Consider the following 15,586-nt stretch of genomic DNA (forward strand, 5'->3'; position numbering starts at 1 on the left):
ACGGACTCTAAAGTTAATCGCTGCCACGACCTGTCAGCACACCGAATCCTCTGATCGAGATACACAAGTGATCGAAAATCTACGCAACATCGCCATCATTGCTCACGTTGACCATGGTAAAACCACCCTGGTAGACAAACTCTTGCGTCAATCCGGCACCCTGGAGCGCAACGAGCTCAACGACGAGCGCGTGATGGACTCCAACGACCAGGAGAAAGAGCGCGGTATTACCATTCTGGCGAAAAACACCGCCATCAACTGGAACGGCTACCACATCAACATCGTGGACACCCCGGGCCACGCCGACTTCGGCGGCGAAGTTGAACGCGTAATGTCGATGGTTGACTCCGTTCTGCTGCTGGTTGACGCTCAAGACGGCCCTATGCCGCAAACCCGTTTCGTGACCAAGAAGGCTTTCGAAGCCGGCCTGCGTCCAATCGTGGTTATCAACAAGGTTGACCGTCCAGGCGCGCGTCCGGACTGGGTTCTGGACCAGATCTTCGACCTGTTCGACAACCTCGGTGCTACCGAAGAACAGCTGGACTTCAAAGTCGTCTACGCCTCGGCCCTGAACGGCATTGCCGGTCTGGAACACACCGACATGGCTGAAGACATGACTCCGCTGTACCAGTCGATCGTCGACAACGTACCTGCGCCGAAAGTCGACCGTGACGGTCCGTTCCAGATGCAAATCTCCGCTCTGGACTACAACAGCTTCCTGGGTGTTATCGGCGTTGGCCGTATCGCTCGTGGTCGCATCAAGCCGAACACTCCGGTTGTCGCTATCGACGCCGACGGCAAGAAGCGTAACGGTCGTATCCTGAAGCTGATGGGTCACCACGGCCTGCACCGCATCGACGTTGAAGAAGCAGCTGCCGGCGACATCGTCTGCATCAGCGGCTTCGACCAGCTGTTCATCTCCGACACTCTGTGCGACCCACTGAACGTCGAAGCGATGAAGCCGCTGACCGTTGACGAGCCAACCGTTTCCATGACATTCCAGGTAAACGACTCGCCTTTCTGCGGTAAAGAAGGCAAGTTCGTCACCAGCCGTAACATCAAGGAACGTCTGGACAAAGAACTGCTCTACAACGTTGCTCTGCGCGTTGAAGAAGGCGACACCGCCGACAAGTTCAAAGTCTCCGGCCGTGGTGAGCTGCACCTCTCGGTACTGATCGAAACCATGCGTCGCGAAGGCTTCGAAATGGGTGTTGGTCGTCCGGAAGTAATCATCCGCATGGTTGACGGCGTCAAGCACGAACCGTACGAAAACGTGACCATCGACCTGCCGGAAGAATCGCAAGGTTCGATCATGGAACAGATCGGTATCCGTAAAGGCGACCTGACCAACATGGTTCCGGATGGCAAGGGCCGTGTGCGCCTTGAGTACAACATCCCGGCTCGTGGCTTGATCGGTTTCCGTAACGAGTTCCTGACCCTGACCTCCGGTGCAGGCATCCTGACCTCGATCTTCGACCGTTACGACGTGATGAAGTCCGGCGACATGTCCGGCCGTCAGAACGGCGTGCTGGTTTCGGTTGCTACCGGTAAGGCGCTGACTTACTCGCTGGAAACCCTGCAAGCTCGCGGCAAACTGTTCCTGGGTCACGGTGAAGACGTGTACGAAGGTCAAATCGTCGGCATCAACAGCCGCGACAACGACCTGGGTGTCAACCCAACCAAAGGCAAGAAGCTCGACAACATGCGTGCTTCGGGTAAAGACGAAACCATCGCTCTGGTTCCGCCTATCCGCTTCACTCTGGAGCAGGCTCTGGAATTCGTTCAAGAAGACGAATTGTGCGAAGTCACTCCTAAGTCCATCCGTCTTCGTAAGAAGATCCTGGGCGAAAGCGAGCGTACCCGCGCTGCCAAGAAAGCCGGTAACTGAGTTTCGACTTAGTTAGCGCTTAAAAAAAACGCCCCCGACCGCAAGGTCGGGGGCGTTTTTGTACGTCTGGGGTTTGTATGGTGTTTGATCTGGCCCCTTCGCGAGCAAGCCCGCTCCCACATTTGATTTGCGGCGTACACAAATCAAATGTGGGAGCGGGCTTGCTCGCGAAGGCGGGCTGTCAGGCGCCGAAGAACTCGGTGGCGGATTAAAACTTCTCGAGCGTGCGACGGCTGCTGCTCTCGCGCACCACTTCTTTGGGCTTGTACGCGCAATACCCCGGCCGCGGCCCGATCTTCGGGTGGTTGCGGCAGGTGTCCGGGCGCTTATCATAAATAGTGCACAGACGGCTCTTACGATCCAGGTACAGGCAATCGTTGTTGCTCATGCGCTGAAGGGTGAAGATCTCGGACTTCTGGTTATAGCGCTCGACGATCCCTTCCTTCTGCAAACGCTTGGCGATGTTCTTGGGCGGATCGCCACGCTCGAATTCGTCAACGATGCCGATACGGATCAGATCCTTGATCTTGACCTCGACCGGCAAGGTGCAGCAGCTGGACACGCAGGAACCGCACATCGGGGCAGAGTACTTGGCCCAGGTATCGAGGCGATCGATCTCCGCGGCGGCGATCAGGTTGGGCTTCATCATCGGTTGTTACCAGCGTGTGCATCAGGGCGCGCGATCATACCGGGACTGGTGGATTTTTGAACAACCTTTCGCCAGATTTTTTCACTTGGCGCAAAATAATCCCTGTGTCCGGCACGGCCCCTGCATTGTTTCTGGCACGCGACAATGTAATGTCGATCTATCTCGCACTAACAGGGAAAACTGCCGAACCAGAGTCTCAATGGTCTGTCAGACCGACTAGGCTCAGACAACTTCACGCTCGCTCGAGGTCTTATCGATGACTCAAGAACCACTTGTTCGCGAAGCAGAGGTGGCCGCATTCCGCGACGCCGTCTTGACCAAGCTTACCTACGCGGTGGGCAAAGACCCTGATCATGCCTTCGACCACGACTGGTTCGAAGCCATCGCCCTGGCGGCGCGCGATCACATGGTCGAGCACTGGATGGACCACACCCGGCAGATCTACCGTAAAGGTCAGAAGCGGGTCTATTACCTTTCCCTTGAATTTCTCATTGGCCGCTTGCTCTACGACAGCTTGAGCAACCTCGGCCTGCTCGATGTGGCCCGCGAGGCCATGACTGAACTTGGCGTCGACATCGAACGCATCCGTCTGCTGGAGCCCGATGCGGCGCTAGGCAACGGAGGCCTCGGGCGTCTGGCGGCGTGCTTCATGGAAAGCATGTCGACCCTGGGTATCGCCGGCCACGGTTACGGCATTCGTTACGAACACGGTTTGTTCCGCCAGGCCATCGTCGACGGTTGGCAGCAGGAGCAGACCGAACACTGGCTGGATTTCGGCAACCCATGGGAGTTCGAGCGGCCGGAGGTCGCCTACCCGATCGGCTTCGGCGGCAGTGTCGAAACCGTGACCGATGAAAACGGCAAATCCAGGCAAGTCTGGTCCCCGGCGGAAACCGTGCGGGCCATCGCTTATGACACCCCGGTAGTCGGTTGGCGCGGCGCGAGTGTCAACACGCTGCGACTGTGGCGTGCCCGGGCCATGGAAGATTTGCACCTGGAGCGCTTTAACGCTGGCGACCACTTGGGCGCGGTAGCTGAAGTGGCCCGGGCCGAAAGTATCTCCCGCGTACTCTATCCGGCGGACAGCACCGATGCTGGCCAGGAACTGCGTCTGCGTCAGGAGTACTTCTTCGTCGCCGCATCCCTGCAGGATCTGCTGCGCCGCCATCGCAACATGCACACCTCGGTGCTGACCCTGGGCGATCACGCGGCCATTCAACTCAATGACACTCACCCCTCGATCGCTGTGGCCGAGTTGATGCGTCAGTTGGTCGACGTTTATGACGTGGCGTGGGATGCGGCGTGGCAGGTCACTGTCGACACGCTGTCGTATACCAACCATACGTTGTTGCCGGAAGCGCTGGAAACCTGGCCGGTCGGTTTGATGGAGCGGATGCTGCCGCGGCACATGCAGATCATTTATTTGATCAACGCCCAGCACATCGATTCGTTGCGGGCCAAGGGCGTTCACGATTTCGACGTGTTGCGTGCGGTGTCGCTGATCGAGGAAGACAACGGTCGTCGCGTGCGCATGGGCAACCTGGCATTCCTTGGTTCTCACAGCGTAAACGGCGTGTCCGGCCTGCATACGCAGCTGATGCGCAGCACGGTGTTCTCCGAACTGCATAAACTTTATCCGGAGCGGATCAACAACAAGACCAACGGCATTACCTTCCGCCGCTGGCTCTATCAGGCCAACCCCGAGTTGACCTCGATGATGGTCGACGCCCTCGGCCCGGATATGCTGGATAACCCCGAAGAAAGCCTGATAGGGCTGGAACCGTTTGCCGAAAAGACGGCATTCCGTAAACAGTTCGCCGAGCAGCGGCTGCACAGTAAAAAAGCCCTGGCGTACCTGATTCATGAACGGTTGGGGATCGCGATCAACCCGGCGGCGATGTTCGACGTGCAGGTCAAGCGGATCCACGAATACAAACGTCAGTTGCTCAACCTGCTGCACACCGTCGCGCTGTATCAGGCGATTCGTGCCGAACCGGAAATCGACTGGGTGCCGAGGGTGAAAATCTTCGCCGGTAAGGCGGCGGCCAGTTATCACCAGGCCAAGTTGATCATCAAACTGACCAACGACATCGCCCGGGTGGTCAACAACGACCCGACCGTGCGTGGTTTGCTCAAAGTGGTCTTCTTGCCTAACTACAACGTCAGCCTGGCCGAAAGCATCATTCCGGCGGCGGACTTGTCGGAGCAGATTTCCACCGCCGGCTTCGAAGCCTCAGGCACCAGCAACATGAAGTTCGGCCTCAACGGCGCGCTGACCATCGGCACCCTGGACGGGGCCAATGTGGAGATGTGCGAGCGCATCGGTGCCGAACACATGTTCATCTTCGGCCTGAGCGCCGAGCAAGTGGAAGCGCGCAAGCTCAACCATGAATACAGTGCGGCGCCGGACATTGCCGCCTCCCATCGACTCAACGACGTGCTGCAAGCGATTCGCGGCGGGGTGTTCTCACCGGACGATCCGTCCCGCTACACCACACTGATCGATTCGCTGGTGGACTATGACCGCTTCCTGGTCTGCGCCGATTTCGACTCTTACTGGAACGCTCAGATGCGCGTCGAGGCTCACTGGCACGACTCGAAAGAATGGTGGCGCTCGGCGGTATTGAGCAGCGCGCGGATGGGCTGGTTCTCGTCCGACCGGACCATTCGCGAGTACGCCACGGATATCTGGAAAGCGTTGGAGTAACTTTTAGCGACAAATGTGCGTAAGGCCCAACGTCCGTTGGGCCTGATCGATATACTAAGCACCAACTTGACCCTTGTGGGAGCGGGCTTGCTCGCGAAAGTGGACCGACATTCAACATCAATGTCGAATGTCAGGCCCTCTTCGCGAGCAAGCCCGCTCCCACATTGGGTTTGTGGTGCAGATGCAATCTGGCTCTCACACTGGACTCCGGGTGTCTGCTCACTAGACTGAGCATTGACGCTATATCGCCCGGATTTGCCCCACCGCGGGGCTGCTTAGGGATATCGACCATGCAATGGATGTTCATGCTGATTGGGCTGCTGCTGGGCTGGATGCTTGACGAGTCGTTCAGCGATGCGTTGTTGGGCGCTTTACTCGGGCTGGGCATCGGTCAGGCAATCCGCATCAGCCGCTTGAATACTCAAACCGCCGAACAGCGGCGCTTGCTCGATCAGGCGCAGGTGGCGCTGCATGCGGTCGAGCAGCGACTGGCATTGCTGGAAGTGTCGGGCTTCAAAACACCTGAAGCCAGTGAACCTGCGGCCAGCGAACCGGTTCCATCCCCTGAAATCATTCTTGAGCAAGCCCCTGTCGCCACCCCGGAATTGATCTGGGAGCTGCCGCCTGAACTCGAACCCATCACAGCTGCTGCCACCGAAGCCAGTCGTCCGCCGTCCGCTGATGCCTGGAAACCCGATCCGGTTGCTCGTGAACCCCAGCAACCGGCGGCGCCTCGCGGCCCGAACTTCATCGAGCGCGCCATCAGCGGCGCGCGCAGTTGGTTGTTCGGCGGCAATACCGTGCTGCGGGTCGGCGTGGTGCTGTTGTTCCTCGGTCTGGCCTTCCTGTTGCGCTACGCCACTGAAGGCATGGTGGTGCCGGTCGAGTTGCGTTACGCCGGTGTTGCGGCGGCGGCCTTGGGTTTGCTCGCGCTGGGCTGGTTGCTGCGACTGCGCAACAGCAACTACGCGCTGATGCTGCAAGGCACTGGGATTGCGGTGTTGTACCTGACAGTATTTGCCGCGATGCGCCTGCATCCATTGCTCGACCCTACGGCTGCACTGGGGCTGCTGGTGGTGGTGACGGTGTTCTCGGCGATTCTCGCCATTACCCAAAACGCGTTGGGCCTGGCTGCCGCTGCCGCGCTGGGTGGTTTCGCCGCGCCAATCCTGACCTCCACCGGCGCCGGCAACCATGTCGCGCTGTTCAGCTACTTCGCCTTGCTCAATGCCGGCATCCTCGCCATCGCGTGGTTCAAGGCCTGGCGGCTGCTCAACCTGATCGGTTTTGTCGGCACCTTCGGCATCGGGTTGGCCTGGGGGCTGCGTTCCTATACACCGGAATTGCTGTGGAGCACCGAGCCGTTCCTGATTCTGTTTTTCCTGATGTACCTGGCCATCGGCCTGTTGTTCGCCCGGCGCAAGCTGCTGGAGATGAGCGATGCACCCGAGGACGACAGCCGCGAGGCACTGCTGCACTGGTCCGCGCGCAAGGGCGATTACGTCGACGGCACCATGTTGTTCGCGCCACCGCTGGTGGGTTTCGGTTTGCAGTTCGCGCTGGTGGAGCATCTGGAATTTGCCGCGGCTTTCAGCGCCTTGGCGCTGGGCATGATTTACATGGGGCTGGCCCGGTTGCTGATGGGCGGTAGAGCATTGTTGTTGGCGGAAACCTGTCTGGCGCTCGGGGTGATCTTCGCCAGCCTGGCGATTCCCTTGGGGCTCGACGCGCGTTGGACTGCAGCAGCCTGGGCGGTGGAAGGCGCGGGGATTTTCTGGCTCGGCCTGCGCCAACAACGACCGCTGGCGCGAGCCTTTGCCTTGCTGCTGCAACTGGGCTCGGCACTGGCGTTTCTCAGTGAGCTGCGGATCGGCGAGAGCAGCCTGCTCGATGGCGCGCCGCTGGGGGCGTTGATGCTCGGCGTGGCGCTGCTGTTCAGTTTCTACCAATTGCGCAAAGCGTTGCCTGAACAGGCGTCGCAGTGGGAGCGCCAAGCACTGCCGGTATTGGCCTGTCTGGGGCTGACGTTCCTTTATCTGCTGGCACCGCTGTTCTTCTTCACTCATGGCACGGCGATCAGTTGGGCGCTGGCCGGGTTGGCGACGCTGTTCGTCGGCCTGCGCCTGCAATCGAGGACGTTCCTGTTCACCGCGTTCGCCGTGCAACTGCTCGGCGGTGCATTGTTCCTGCTGCGGCTGCAAGGGGCGGGCGGTGAGTCGGCTGCGGTGTTCAGCGCCGGTTGGAGCGGTTTGCTCAGCGCGTCCCTGATCGGGCTGGCATTGATCGCCGGGATGTTGCTGGCGGCCCGCGACGAAATGGTGCGCAGTGACGTGCGTTTGCTGCGCGGCTTGTCAGTGGTGTTGCTGGCCGGTCTGGTGCTGATCAACCTCGCGGTGCTGTTCGTGTTGCCATGGCAAACCGCGAGCGCGGTATGGGCCGCCAGTGGTTTGTTCATCATCTGGCTGAGCCTGTACCTGAAGCAGCGCGTGAGTTTTGTCTTTGGTCTGCTGTTGCAGGTGATCGGTGGCGCTGCGTTCCTGTTCGCCGGGCCGGATCTGCTTGGCCCACTGCTTAGCGAAGGGTTGCGACCGCTGGCGCATAGCGGTTTCTGGACACCGCTGGTGCTGGGGCTGGCCGCATTCGTCGGGGCCTGGCGTCTGCAGCTCGGCAACCATGCTTCGTCCTTCGATGGGTTGAGCCTGCAGCGCTTATCGGAAGTGTTGCTGGTGTGGGGCGCGGGTTGGTGGGCGTTGGCGTGGGTCAGCGAAGTGCTGCGCTTTGCGCCGTTGAATCTGCAAGCCACCTTGTTGCTGGCCGTTGCCGCCGTGAGTGTCGCGCTGTGGGCGGTGTTGGCGCTGCGCCTGAAGTGGTCGTCGCTGGGCTTGCTCTGCACCTTGCTGATTCCCGCAGCCGGTCTGGTGCTGCTCGCGGCCTGGCATTCGCGTTATCACCCTGGCGCCAACTTCGGCTGGCTGGTTTGGGTTGCGGTGTTTGTCGTGCATTTCTTCTCCCTGCGGCGCCTGGCGCCGACGCTGCCTGCAACAGCCCTGAGCACCGCCCATGTACTCGGCTGCTGGCTGTTGATCGGCGTGTTGGCCCTGGAGCTGCGTTACGGTTTGTTGCTGTTGTCGGAGCAGTACAACGCCTGGCGCTGGTTGGGCTGGGCGATTCTGCCGAGCCTGTATCTGGTGCTGATGGCTGCACCGCGTGCGTGGCCATGGCCGGTATCGGAGTATTCCCGCGAGTACCGGGTCTATGCCGCTGCGCCGTTGGCGTTGTTGATGCTCGGCTGGTTCTGGCTGGCGAACATCGCCAGTGACGGCACCGCCGAGCCGTTGCCATATGTGCCACTGATCAACCCGCTGGAGCTGGGCCTGCTGTTTGCTCTGTTCGGCGTTTACGTCTGGTCTCGGACCGCCGTGACGCAACTGGCAATTCGCAGGGAGTACGCCGATAACGCCACGCAAGTGATCGCCGGGGTTTCGCTGTTCGTCTTCTTCACCGCGTTGGTGATGCGCGCGGCTCACCATTGGGGTGGCGTGCCGTACGCGCTGGATCTGCTGCTTGGGTCTATGTTGGTGCAGGCCGGCTTGTCCATCGTCTGGACCCTGATGGCCCTGAGTCTGATGATCGGTGGGCATCTGCGCCATCGCCGCGAAGTCTGGCTGATCGGCGCAGCGCTGATAGGGCTGGTGGTCGCCAAGTTGTTCTTCGTTGAATTGAGTAACCGCGGCGGGCTGGCGCGGATCGTGTCGTTTATCGGCGTTGGCGTGTTGCTGTTGGTGGTGGGCTATTTCGCTCCGTTGCCGCCCAAACGTGCCGAAGCTGTGCCGGATGTTGAAAAACCGGCCCCTGAAACCGAAGGAGTGTCGTCTTGAGTCAGAAACTGAACCTTGGCTGGTGGGGGGCTGTGGTGCTGGGTGTGACGCTATCGGCCGGCGCGCAGGAAAAACCGGCGGACTTTGCCACGCAGGTGCCGTTGTCGTTGAGTGGCGAGGGCCCGTGGTATCGCCTGGAGTTGCCCTTGGGCGTGCAACTGAAAGCGCGACAAACCGATCTCAGCGATCTGCGCGTGTTCAACGCCGCCGGTGAGCCTCAGGCTTATGCTCTGGCCCGAGAACCGGCGCAGACCCGCGAAAACCGCACGCTGAACGACGTAAAGTGGTTCCCGTTGTACAACTCGGCGGATGCCACCGAGCGCGCGCCGAGTGTGCGCGTGCAATCGAACACCAATGGCACGTTGATCGAAGTGCAGCCGTCCAGCCAGTTGGAGGCGGGCGAAGAAGAGCTGCGCGGCTGGTTACTCGATGCCAGTCGAATCAAGGCGCCGTTACAGCAATTGATCCTCGACTGGACCAGTGATCGTGACGGTTTCCAGCGTTTCAGCATTGAAGCCAGCGACGACTTGCAGCATTGGCAGTCGTGGGGCGAAGGGCAGGTGGCGCGTCTGACGTTTGCCGACGAACGGGTCGAGCAACATGAAGTCGGCCTGCCGGGGCAATCGGCGCGCTACTTGCGCTTGCTGTGGAGCTCACCGCAATCGGCGCCAGTGCTGACGTCGGCGCAACTGGAAAGCACTAACCCTCGCACCTTGCCGCTGCCGTTGGTCTGGTCGCAACCATTGGTTGGCACCAGCGTGAAGGCCGGTGAGTACATCTGGCAATTGCCGATGGGGCTGAACGTCCAGCGCTTGCAGATCGAGCTGAATCAACCCAACAGCCTGGCACCGGTGACGTTGTCGGGTCGCCGGGAAACCAGCCTGCCGTGGCAAACGTTGACCAGCGGTTTGCTCTACCGCTTGACCCAGAATGGCCAGGACGTGGTGCAGAACGAATTGCAGCTGTCGGGCCAGACCGTACAGCAATTGAAGCTGACGGTGGATGAGCGCGGCGGTGGCCTGGGCGCCGAAGCGCCGACCGTCCGATTTGCGGTGCGCTCCACGCAACTGGTGTTCCTGGCGCGCGGCGCCGGGCCTTATACGCTGGCGCTGGGGAGTGCGACGGTGAAGGCGGCGAGCTTGCCGTTGTCGACGCTGATTCCGGATTACAGCGCTGCGAAGCTGGCGGCGTTGGGCAAGGCGACGGTGGAGGGTGGGGTCGTGGTGACTCCGGCGGCGACCGTGCCAACGGTGGCGGACACAAACTGGAAGAAATTCGGGTTGTGGGCGGTGCTGTTGCTCAGTGTGCTGTTTTTGGGGGCCATGGCGTTCAGCTTGCTGCGCAAGCCGGTTGTTAAGTCCTGAGGATGGCTGGCGCTACGCGCCATTCGCGAGCAAGCCCGCTCCCACACTGGATCTCGGTCGTACACAAATGTTGTGTACGCTGAAGATCTACTGTGGGAGCGAGCTTGCTCGCGAAAGCGGTCTATCCGCCACAAAAAAACTCAATCTGCCACTGATCCACAAGCCACATCGGCCCCATTTCGAACTACGCTCAACCCCGCACATGAACTCTATTGGGTGTATCACGTCTGATAGGAGGAAATGCGCCCCGACTCGCGCTAAACTGCGCGGGTTTTTAGCCCCCCCATTCCACCGGAGCCTTCCATGTCCCGCGTTACCTTGAGTCGCTATTTGATTGAGCAGACCCGCAGCAACAACACTCCTGCCGATCTGCGCTTCCTGATCGAAGTGGTGGCGCGTGCCTGCAAGGAGATCAACCACGCCGTGTCCAAAGGCGCCCTGGGTGGCGTTCTGGGCAGCATGGGCACTGAAAACGTCCAGGGCGAAGTGCAGAAGAAGCTCGATGTGATCTCCAACGAGATCCTGCTCGAAGCCAACGAATGGGGCGGTCACTTGGCCGGCATGGCGTCCGAAGAAATGGACAATGCCTACCAGATCCCGGGCAAATACCCGAAAGGCGCGTACCTGCTGGTATTCGACCCGCTGGACGGTTCGTCGAACATCGACATCAACGCGCCGGTCGGCACGATCTTCTCGGTACTGCGTTGCCCGAACGAATACCTGACCCAGAACGAGCCCTTGAATGAAAAGGCCTTCCTGCAGCCAGGTACCCAGCAAGTGGCCGCCGGCTACGCGATCTACGGTCCGCAGACCATGCTGATCCTGACCTTGGGCGACGGCGTGAAAGGCTTCACCCTGGACCGTGAAATGGGCAGTTTCGTATTGACCCACGAAAACATCACCATTCCTGAAACCACCCAGGAATTCGCCATCAACGCGTCCAACCAGCGTCACTGGGAAGCTCCGGTACAGCGCTACGTGGGCGAATTGCTGGCAGGTGATGAAGGCCCGCTGAAAAAGAACTACAACATGCGTTGGGTTGCCGCAATGGTCGCCGACGTGCACCGCATCCTGAACCGTGGTGGCCTGTTCATGTACCCACGCGACAGCCGCGAGCCGTCGAAACCGGGCAAACTGCGCCTGATGTACGAAGCCAACCCGATGTCGTTCCTGGTGGAGCAAGCGGGCGGCGCGTCCACCGACGGCCACCAGCGCATCCTCGACATCCAGCCGGAAGGCCTGCACCAGCGTGTTGCGGTGTTCCTCGGTTCGAAAGAAGAAGTTGCCCGCGTCACGGCTTACCACAAGGAATAAACCATGACCGCGCCCTGGCAGCCGTTGCTCGAATGGTGGTTCGGATCTTTCGAATCACCCAACGAGATATCGGCTGACAAGGGCAAGTTATGGTTCGGCAAGCGCGACAGCCAGGACCTCGAAGCGCGGATGCGTTTCGGGGACCAGGTCGAGCAGGCACTGGCCGGCGGATTGACCGAATGGGTGCAACATCCTGAAGGTTGGCTGGCCCTGGTGCTGCTACTCGATCAACTTCCGCGAATGATCTTTCGCGACACTCCCAAATCCTTTTCAGGCGACCTCAGGGCTCAGGCACTGGTAGCGCAAGGCATTGCTGCGGATTTCGATCGGCAACTGCGACCGATCCAGCGGGTGTTTATCTATCTGGTGTTCGAGCACTGCGAAAATCTGGCAGTACAGAACGAAGCGGTTTCGCGGTTTCTTGATCTGGTTGAACAGCAACCGGAGGCGGATCGGGCGGTGTTTGCCGACAACCTGGATTATGCCGAGCGGCATCAGAAGATCATTGCGCGGTTTGGACGGTTTCCCCATCGCAATGCGGTGTTGGGGCGTGAATCTACGGCTGAGGAGCTGGAGTTTCTTTCAGGTCCCGGGTCTCGGTTTTAGATTTTCATTGCGGCAGAAGCCGCCTTCGCGAGCAAGCCCGCTCCCACATTGGATCTCGGTCGGACACAAAATCTGCGTTCGCTGAAGATCATATGTGGGAGCGGGCTTGCTCGCGAAGGGGTCTGCAAAAGCACTAGATCCGGAAACTACCCACCAACTGCTTCAACCGCGCCGCCTGCTGCTCAAGATCAGCACACGCACGCAATGTCGACTGCAAGTTCTCCACACCTTCCTGGTTCAGCGTGTTGATCTCGGTGATATCGACGTTAATCGACTCGACCACGGCGGTCTGTTCTTCGGTCGCGGTCGCCACGGACTGGTTCATCCCGTCGATCTCTCCGATGCGCTGCGTCACGCTGCCCAGGCGTTCGCCGGCCTGGTTGGCGATGCCGACGCTGCTTTCGCTCTGGCGCTGGCTGTCGGTCATGGTGCTGACCGCTTCCCGGGCGCCGACTTGCAACTCTTCGATCATCTTCTGCACTTGCTGGGCCGAATCCTGAGTGCGGTGAGCGAGGTTGCGTACCTCATCCGCGACCACGGCAAAACCACGGCCGGCTTCACCGGCACGGGCCGCTTCGATGGCGGCGTTGAGCGCCAGCAGGTTGGTTTGCTGCGAAATGCTGGTGATCACTTCCAGAATCTGGCCGATGTTCACCGTGTTGCTGTTCAGGGTTTCGATGTTGCCGCACGAATCGCTGATTTTTGCCGACAGCTGCTGCATCGCGGCGATGGTTTTATCCACCACTTGCTGACCGTCTTCGGCCAGGGCACGGGCGTCGCTCGAATGCTGCGAGGCGAGGGCGGCGTTCTGGGCGATTTCCTGGGCGGCGGCGCCCAGTTCGTTAATCGCTGCAGCCACGCTGCTGGTGCGTGAGGCTTGCTGATCGGAGTTGAACATCGACGAGTTGGAGGCCGCGACGACCCGCAAGGCCACTTCGTTGACTTGGCCGGTGGCCGAGGACACTTCGCGGATCGAGGTATGAATGCGTTCCACGAAACGGTTGAACGAGGTGCCTAGTGCGCCGAATTCATCCTGGCCGTGAATGGTCAGGCGCTTGGTCAGGTCACCTTCGCCCTCGGCGATGTCATGCATGGCGCGGCCCATGGTCAGCAGTGGTTGCATCAGCACGCGGATCAACATGCTCAGCAGTGCGATGATGATCACCACGGCGATGACCATGGCAATGATTGCCGAGGTGCGGAATTCGCTGAGCATCGAGAACGCGGTGTCTTTATCCAGCACCAGCGCCACATACCAGTCGGCAGACGGCACACCATTGACGTGAGTGAAGGAGATGAATTGGGTTTTGCCGTCCAGTTCGACTTCCTTCAGGCCCGGGCTGATTTTCGGCGCGCCGTTGGGATAGGCGTCGGCCAGATTCTTGAGCACCAGTTTGCTGTCCGGGTGGATCAGGATCTTGCCGTCGGCGCTGACGATAAACGCATGGCCGTGGCCGCCGAAATTCAGCAAGTTGATGATCGCGCTGACGCTGGACAGATCAATGTCTGCGCCGGCGACGCCAATCATTTGATTCTGATGCTTCACTGGCGTGGCAACGGTAATCACCAGTTTGCCCGACGATGCCGCAATGTAGGGTTCAGTGACGATGGTCTGTTGCGCGTTGTTGGCCGCCTTGTACCAGCCACGGGCGCGCGGGTCGTAGTCTGCCGCGCGGTTGCCGGCCGGGACCGAGAACATCACGCCATCGGTGCCGCCAAAGTAGCTCAGCTGGAAGTTGCTGGTGTAAGCCGGCAGGTCGATGGCGCGCTTGAGGTTGGCCTGTGCGCTGCCGTCCACGGCAATCTGCTGGGACAGCGATTGCAGCAGCTGGATACGGCTTTCCAGCCAGGTCTGGATGTTGCTGGTGGTCAGGCTGCCAAGTTCCTGCATCGAGGACTCGGTACTGCTGAGTAAGGTCTGCCGCTGGCGGTAATCGTTGAACAGGATGAAGCAGGCGAATGCAACGGCCACCACGAGGGCGGCGGCCAACAGGATTTTGTGGCTGAACTTCATATTTCTGGTCATTAAATGAGCTACCGCGAAGGGCTGGTCAACAAGGGGTGTCGATTTGCCACAGTGGAAGGCTTTGCGCTGCTTCTATGTCGACTGGCAAGCGCCAAAGATTAGGCGGCCTGGGGGAAAACCGACGAAATACTCAACGGCGCGAAAAAGTGGGCTGATTTATCGTCAAAAGGCTGACGGCGACCAAACAAATAGCCGAATGCTCAGGGAACCAGACAGGAGTTTTCTCTTCTAAGCTTCAGCTTGGCAGCCATGCCATTCCCTTCGCCCCAGGAGTTACACCATGTCGCTGCGATCTATCGCCTTGCTCTCGTTCTGCGTGTTGTTGGCAGCGTGCGGCAAGATCAATCAGGAAAATTACTCGAAGCTGTCGACTGGCATGCCCAAGGCCGAGGTTGAAACCTTGCTGGGCAAACCTACCGATTGCTCGGGCGCGCTCGGCATGTCCAGTTGCACCTGGGGCGACCAAAACAGCTTTATCAGCGTGCAGTATGCCGGTGACAAAGTGCTGATGTTTTCTGGCCAAGGCCTGAAGTAAACCGGGGCTATTCGCCCACGGGAGAAAAAATAATGAAGCGGTTACTGATCGTTCTTTTTGCCGGCCTGGTATTGGCTGGCTGCGCCACTTCTGGCGTAGATCCGTTGGCACCCAAGACCGTCAACTCGGTCAACCTCAAGCGCTACCAGGGAACCTGGTACGAACTGGCGCGTCTGCCGGTGTATTTTCAGCGCAACTGCGCGCAATCCGAAGCCCATTACAGCCTCAAGCCTGAAGGTGACATGGCGGTGCTGAACCGCTGTCTGACGTCGGACTGGCAATGGGAAGAGGCCAAAGGCACGGCTTATCCACAGGTGCCCGGCAAGGCCGACAAGCTGTGGGTCGAGTTCGATACCTGGTTCTCGCGATTGATACCCGGTGTGGCGAAGGGAGAATACTGGGTGTTGTACGTCAGCGATGATTACAAGACCGCGATTGTCGGCGACCCGAGCCGCCGTCACCTCTGGCTGCTGTCACGCACCCCGACGGTCAATGGTGTGGTGCGAGAAGAACTGCTGAGCAAGGCGCGTCAGCAGGGTTATGACACGACGCGACTGATCTGGCGCGCGTCGGATACCAAGATGGCCAAGACTTCGAACTGATTGCCAACGAAGATTAA

General features: G+C 59.8%; 10 protein-coding genes and 1 pseudogene. 8 read left to right on the top strand and 3 right to left on the bottom strand.

The window, feature by feature from the left end; genetic code table 11:
- The first annotated feature begins 67 nt into the window (after window positions 1-67).
- Window positions 68-1,888, top strand: coding sequence for a translational GTPase TypA (gene typA / locus AB7M29_RS05080; RefSeq protein WP_007907857.1), 1,821 nt, complete (start codon window positions 68-70; stop codon window positions 1,886-1,888).
- 208 nt (window positions 1,889-2,096) lie between these two features.
- On the opposite strand, the gene AB7M29_RS05085 is transcribed toward typA, so the two are convergent.
- Complete coding sequence (locus tag AB7M29_RS05085) at window positions 2,097-2,537, bottom strand: YkgJ family cysteine cluster protein (RefSeq protein ID WP_217855294.1); 441 nt, start codon at window positions 2,535-2,537, stop codon at window positions 2,097-2,099.
- Between the two features lie 256 nt (window positions 2,538-2,793).
- Here AB7M29_RS05085 and AB7M29_RS05090 point away from each other — a divergent pair, with 256 nt between their 5' ends.
- From AB7M29_RS05090 to AB7M29_RS05110, 5 genes are all read left to right on the top strand, one after another.
- Window positions 2,794-5,244, top strand: coding sequence for a glycogen/starch/alpha-glucan phosphorylase (locus AB7M29_RS05090; RefSeq protein WP_217855296.1), 2,451 nt, complete (start codon window positions 2,794-2,796; stop codon window positions 5,242-5,244).
- A 290-nt stretch (window positions 5,245-5,534) separates the two neighbouring features.
- The gene (locus tag AB7M29_RS05095; RefSeq protein WP_217855298.1) at window positions 5,535-9,122 is read left to right on the top strand and encodes a DUF2339 domain-containing protein; all 3,588 of its coding nucleotides are present in this window, start codon (window positions 5,535-5,537) and stop codon (window positions 9,120-9,122) included.
- Complete coding sequence (locus AB7M29_RS05100; RefSeq protein WP_217855300.1) at window positions 9,119-10,486, top strand: DUF3999 domain-containing protein; 1,368 nt, start codon at window positions 9,119-9,121, stop codon at window positions 10,484-10,486. Before AB7M29_RS05095 ends, AB7M29_RS05100 begins: the two co-directional genes overlap by 4 nt.
- 303 nt (window positions 10,487-10,789) lie before the next feature.
- Window positions 10,790-11,800: a class 1 fructose-bisphosphatase gene (locus AB7M29_RS05105; protein ID WP_038978569.1), complete on the top strand. Its 1,011-nt coding sequence runs from the start codon at window positions 10,790-10,792 to the stop codon at window positions 11,798-11,800.
- 3 nt (window positions 11,801-11,803) lie between these two features.
- On the top strand, window positions 11,804-12,406 hold the full coding sequence (locus tag AB7M29_RS05110) for a DUF924 family protein (RefSeq protein ID WP_454246456.1): 603 nt from the start codon (window positions 11,804-11,806) through the stop codon (window positions 12,404-12,406).
- 133 nt (window positions 12,407-12,539) lie between these two features.
- On the opposite strand, the gene AB7M29_RS05115 is transcribed toward AB7M29_RS05110, so the two are convergent.
- A complete protein-coding gene (locus AB7M29_RS05115; RefSeq protein WP_370694726.1) occupies window positions 12,540-13,304 on the bottom strand; it encodes a methyl-accepting chemotaxis protein in 765 nt (254 codons plus the stop codon).
- Window positions 13,305-13,397: 93 nt separating this feature from the next.
- A pseudogene (locus tag AB7M29_RS05120) lies at window positions 13,398-14,432 on the bottom strand (HAMP domain-containing protein); the annotation flags it as partial.
- 280 nt (window positions 14,433-14,712) lie between these two features.
- Here AB7M29_RS05120 and AB7M29_RS05125 point away from each other — a divergent pair.
- Both AB7M29_RS05125 and AB7M29_RS05130 read left to right on the top strand, forming a co-directional pair.
- The gene (locus AB7M29_RS05125; protein WP_217855306.1) at window positions 14,713-14,967 is read left to right on the top strand and encodes an outer membrane protein assembly factor BamE; all 255 of its coding nucleotides are present in this window, start codon (window positions 14,713-14,715) and stop codon (window positions 14,965-14,967) included.
- Window positions 14,968-14,999: 32 nt separating this feature from the next.
- Entirely contained in the window at window positions 15,000-15,569 is a 570-nt protein-coding gene (locus AB7M29_RS05130) for a lipocalin family protein (RefSeq protein WP_217855307.1), read from the top strand.
- The last annotated feature ends 17 nt before the right edge of the window (window positions 15,570-15,586 follow it).

This window comes from Pseudomonas sp. F-14 TE3623, assembly GCF_053629015.1.